The sequence below is a fragment of the Nodularia harveyana UHCC-0300 genome (assembly GCF_034931085.1).
In the GTDB taxonomy this organism is placed as follows: Bacteria; Cyanobacteriota; Cyanobacteriia; order Cyanobacteriales; family Nostocaceae; genus Nodularia; species Nodularia harveyana.
This window is the reverse complement of sequence record NZ_JAYGHG010000017.1, coordinates 85,415-89,773: the sequence shown is the minus strand read 5'-3', so window position 1 is coordinate 89,773 and position 4,359 is coordinate 85,415. Positions and strand designations below refer to the sequence as shown.

3 protein-coding genes are annotated in these 4,359 nt (G+C 39.2%); 2 read left to right on the top strand and 1 reads right to left on the bottom strand.

The genetic code is table 11. The features are described from left to right. Positions 1 to 207: 207 nt before the first annotated feature. A complete protein-coding gene (locus VB620_RS11905; RefSeq protein WP_323196367.1) occupies positions 208 to 2,256 on the bottom strand; it encodes a dynamin family protein in 2,049 nt (682 codons plus the stop codon). A gap of 1,081 nt (positions 2,257 to 3,337) precedes the next feature. On the opposite strand from VB620_RS11905, the gene VB620_RS11900 reads away from it, so the two are divergent. Next, on the top strand, positions 3,338 to 3,733 hold the full coding sequence (locus VB620_RS11900) for a hypothetical protein (RefSeq protein ID WP_323196366.1): 396 nt from the start codon (positions 3,338 to 3,340) through the stop codon (positions 3,731 to 3,733). 378 nt (positions 3,734 to 4,111) lie between these two features. Next, positions 4,112 to 4,359: hypothetical protein (locus VB620_RS11895; protein WP_323196365.1), on the top strand; the 248-nt coding region annotated here is incomplete at its 3' end.

Sequence of the window (4,359 nt, the reverse complement as noted above, 5' to 3'; positions counted from 1 at the left end):
GTTCTACGAAGCCTAAAGTCAGAAAACCAACTCTGGTAGTTTGGAATAATCCAACTGGTGAGGGCATTTTCCAGTAGGAGAGGAAAAGTTAGACGGGCTTGAGTCCGCATTTTCCGCCAGTATCCTATAATCCCTGTCCCTTCTGGGGCGGGGAGTATGTCAACGTCAAAACCCTGATTTTTTAAAATGACAGACTTAAAACAAATGCTATTTAGTTACTGTTTTTTGGAGAATAACGCCAGAAATTTTTTCTATCTGCTGTAGCTGTTGGTAAATTTCTGCTTCCACTGCTTGCAAACGCTGGGATTCGGATTGGAGATTAATTTCATGGGTCATTTTTTCATCGAGCAAGTTATCTAACTCTTGTTTTCTGTCGGCGATATCTTTATTGATATGTTCGATGACTTCTCGTTCGTAAGTATTAAAACATTCTGCTACCCCCTGGCGAATTCTGGGTAAATATGCCTCTGCAACTTGTGGTAAATATTTGATTAATTCCTTTTGCGTGGTCTGTACTAATTTTTGCCTCGCCTGATCAGCCTGGAGAAAGCCTATACCCATACCCAACAAAGCCAAACCAACAGGGCCGAGGAATACACCGGTGATGCTGGTGGTTACACTGTTCACACCAATTGCTGTGATGTAGTTCAGTAAAATATTTTTCCAATCAAAGCCGACTTGCGCCATAGCTACACCAGCAATGTTACCCCTAGACAGAGACAATAACCCCATTGCCCATTTTGTCCAAGTTGGTGAATCTGCTTCTTCATCATCTGTCTGGGATGTCAATTTTAGTTCTTTTCCCGATAATTTCTTGGCAATTTGATGTGTGACTTTGCTGTAAGTAGCACCATACTGGGCTGCACTTCTGGAAAGTTGGACAAAGGCTGCATTCATATCTTGTTCTACAGTCAAAGTCCACCCAGCGATTTTATCGGCGGTGTATTGCTCAAAGGCTTCTTTCAGTGCTGCGTTAAAGGCTTCCCGTTTATCTTTATTCAAAAAGTCGAAAAACTGTAAACTTGGCTGGTATTGCAAAAAGTCAACTTCAAAGGTACTACTCAAATTCAGAATGTAGGAACGCAAGGATTCAGAAATTGTCTGGGCTTGAATGTCTCTAACTGTGATAATTTCTTGTTGAAATTGATCACGAATCATGCCCAACTCTTGAAATTCTGGTTCTACGGAATTAATTCGCTGTTTCCTTTCACTAACATCTTCATTTAGTAAGGAAAGTCGGCGTTGAATGGCGGCTTGAATGTTATTGTAGGTTTGCTGTGCCAGAATTAAGGCTGGTTGTAGTTCGGCGATCGCTCTATCCTGAGTTAAAAATATATTTAGCGATCGCCAAAATTCTGGAAACCCCGTACCCTCTAAGGAAGCTTCTTTATTCTTAATCTTCCTCCTCAAAGCATTAATGGCCGAAACTTCAAAGACTCGCTGAGAATAAACATTTACACCGTTAATTTCACAGTACCGTGATAAGTTCGACTCAAACAACTGTCGTAACTGCATTTCTGCTGCTTGCAGTTCTTCTTGATCATCTGGATCTAAAATTCCTTCTTGGATCTGATCCCAACCATTAATTATAAAAAACACCGTCAACCCACGACCCTTAATATAGTTTTCCAGGTAGCGGTGTTCTGCTAATGTATAGGGTTGGGATGCCCTCATGACAAACAAAACGGCATGACAATTATTTATATATCCCAGGGATAATTCATTTCTGTCTTCTGTATCATTCAGTCCTGGACTATCGATAATTTCCAAACCCTTAGATAAAAGGGATAATGGATACTCCATGATCGCGTGACTCACTCCAGTAAATACTGAAGGCTTCTGTTTGTCTGATTTTTTATTTTCCTTGGGATCAATAGTGTATTTCTCCTTGAAATCTTTAAATTCCAATTGTTCAGGACTTCGTTCATCCTTAAAATAAACAGTGACCTGTTTCTGCTCGCCGTAACGTAATATCGTGAGAATTGCCGTACAGGGATTTACTGCATTGGGTAGGACATTTTCGCCGATTAAAGCATTGATAAATGTACTTTTCCCCCGTTTCATATCGCCTAAAACTAGCAGACGAAATACACCCCGATGGAGATTTTCGCTAGCTAAGTTAATATTTTCTATATCTGAATTTAAACTGCCCATAACCTCAGATTGCGCTAGAGTCTCAGACATCTGTGCTAAACACTCAGAGATTTGTTGACGTACACTGGCAACTTGATTTAAATCATCAATAAAGTAGTCCATAATTATCAAGAATTAATTCACAATTTAAAGATTAACGACTGCACTTACTAGTTAAAGTATTCAAATATACTTTAAGCGGTAAGATATAATAGGACTTAAGCATAATCTACTTTTTCTTGGCGTTCTACAGCCCTTGCGGGCATCGCTGCGCGCGGGTTGGCGGTTTGATAAATCAAGATTCTCGGCAATTGTTGCGTAAGTCCTGTATAAGTAAAATTCATCACTGGCTGATGAAAATTTACAACTTTTAATTATTTATGTAGTAAGTAAAAGCTAACGTGTTTAATTGTACTATAGGACTCCTCTTTAATTGGGAGAAAAACTCAGTACAATTTAAAGTAGCTTTGACCCAGACTAACCCAGCTATGAAAAATCACAGTTTACTAAGGTAGGGCGAAACAATGCTTAAATTATTTTAATGATAAATTAAGCATACAAGATTAAATCACTGACACTTATGCAGGTAAATCTTGTATACTTTAGCAAGAAGCTACAAATTAAACAGAATTGTTGAATCTACGAGACGTTACTTAGTCAAGCCCCCGCGCTTTATTCAGGGTATATCAGCGAATTACCGACTTTATCTGCCGTAAAATGCTAAAATGACTATAACGCTATAGAGCGCAAACAAAAAACGAAGTAAGTAAGAGTGGACAATTCTGCCTCCACAACCCTGGTAGAAAAGACCCTAAATATTCTACCGCCACTTGCTTCCAGCCTGGAAATTCTTCCACCACATAGCCTAAAAAATGTGGGAATCGTAGTCAGAGTTTCCTGAAATCTTTCTACAACGTCTTTTGGTAGTCTGTGTACCCTTGCTAAGGGTAAAGTAATCTTAAATGCTGCTACATAGACTAACCCTTGAGGCATTTTGGCTCTCTCGGTGATTGCTGACGTAGTGTAGCCATAGCAAAAATTCCCGAAATTGAAATTTTCTGGGAACTGTCAAAATCTATCTGAGTATACTTAGGGTAAACCTGCAAGTGAATTGTCTTAGGTTTAACTAAGATTCATAAGCAGGGTTGGTAACAACAGAACCCTTTAATCAAGTTCTTTAGTTTAATCTATTTAGGTGATTATTATGGATGAAATTGTCAAAAAGCTGGCATCTTTCGGTCTACCTGGTGTAATTCTAGTCGTCATGTTGGCTGTATCAGGTGCGGAGCGCCATGTGGCTATACCTCTGATTTTAGCTACACTAGGTGGTCCATTCGGTATGCTCGGTGGTCTAACAGTTTTGGGAATAGTGACTCTGGTTGGTGACTATTTAGCAGGATATGGAATTGAGGCTCTACTGACTGCTGTTTATAAAGAACGTAGTAAAGAGGAACCTCTCAGTGGTATTTTCAAAGAAATTAGAGAGTTGCCCATCTCTGACGAATTGAAGCATAACCTCAGAAGTAACATCACTAACTCAGATAAGTCAGAATCAGCATCAACTATCCCCGCTATTGGTCCCCAGACTGAGGAAATCTAAATAAAGTATTTCCGGTGATTGATTGTTCAGAGTAGTTTATAGTTTGTAGTGGAAGCTGAAAGCCTCAAGTTGAGGAGAAAGCTATTCACTACAAACCTGTTTTTAGAAGAAAAACCTGCAATTGGGAAAGAAAGATTTCTAGAGACCTATAGTCTCTTTGGCTCTACTAAGGAGAGAGGCTGCTGTTTGTGGTTCATGATTCTGTGACTTGTGCGTAAGTCCTATATTTAATTAATATTTGGAAAATAAATTCAGAAATAATCCCATAAGTGGCTAAAATCGGTTGTAGGATAAAAGGCTTGTGAAACATCCGGAATCTGAAAATAACAATCTCCGGTGATTGCCTGGAAAAAAAATTATGGCAGTTTCAAAAAAATTATGGCAGTTTCAGAAATAATTCATCCATTAGCTTGGGGCGCAAGTCAAGAATACGATACAGGTGCTTTAACCAGTATTAGCCTCGATGACCAAGGTAACTGTTTAGAAACTCATGTCGGTAGCGATCGCCTATATTATCGCGTCGGGAAACTCGATGTTGAAAATCAGACAGTAACATGGAGCGCAAGTCAAGAATATGATACAGGTTCCTTAACGAGTATTAGCCTCGATCACCAAGGTAACTGTTT

Coding starts and splice junctions, on each gene's coding strand:
- VB620_RS11900 (WP_323196366.1), top strand. CDS start 3,338: ATGGATGAAATTGTCAAAAAGCTGGCATCTTTCGGTCTACCTGGTGTA.
- VB620_RS11905 (WP_323196367.1), bottom strand. CDS start 2,256: ATGGACTACTTTATTGATGATTTAAATCAAGTTGCCAGTGTACGTCAA.